At 63.0% G+C, this 892-nt stretch carries 1 protein-coding gene; it reads left to right on the top strand.

Going from position 1 to position 892, the window contains the following annotated elements; all coding sequences use genetic code 11:
* Window positions 1-892, top strand: an 892-nt coding sequence (gene tuf / locus ACV22Z_RS35660) for an elongation factor Tu (protein WP_179405657.1), incomplete at its 5' end; no start/stop codon positions are given.

An 892-nucleotide genomic window follows, 5' to 3' on the forward strand; every position in this document is an offset into this window, starting at 1 on the left:
CGGCGCGATCCTGGTGTGCTCGGCAGCAGACGGCCCGATGCCGCAAACGCGTGAGCACATCCTGCTGGCGCGCCAGGTTGGCGTTCCGTACATCATCGTGTTCCTGAACAAGTGCGACATGGTGGACGACGCTGAACTGCTCGAGCTGGTCGAGATGGAAGTTCGCGAACTGCTGTCGAAGTACGACTTCCCGGGCGACGACACGCCGATCGTGAAGGGTTCGGCGAAGCTGGCGCTGGAAGGCGACACGGGCGAGCTGGGCGAAGTGGCGATCATGAACCTGGCCGACGCGCTGGACACGTACATCCCGACGCCGGAGCGCGCGGTTGACGGTGCGTTCCTGATGCCGGTGGAAGACGTGTTCTCGATCTCGGGTCGTGGCACGGTGGTGACGGGCCGCGTCGAGCGTGGCGTGGTCAAGGTCGGCGAAGAAATCGAAATCGTCGGTATCAAGCCGACGGTGAAGACGACCTGCACGGGCGTGGAAATGTTCCGCAAGCTGCTGGACCAGGGTCAGGCAGGCGACAACGTCGGTATCCTGCTGCGCGGCACGAAGCGTGAAGACGTGGAGCGTGGCCAGGTTCTGGCGAAGCCGGGTTCGATCACGCCGCACACGCACTTCACGGCTGAAGTGTACGTGCTGAGCAAGGACGAAGGCGGCCGTCACACGCCGTTCTTCAACAACTACCGTCCGCAGTTCTACTTCCGTACGACGGACGTGACGGGCTCGATCGAGCTGCCGAAGGACAAGGAAATGGTGATGCCGGGCGACAACGTGTCGATCACGGTGAAGCTGATTGCGCCGATCGCGATGGAAGAAGGTCTGCGCTTCGCAATCCGCGAAGGCGGCCGCACCGTCGGTGCTGGCGTCGTCGCCAAGATCATCGAGTAA

Source organism: Burkholderia sp. PU8-34, from assembly GCF_053427725.1.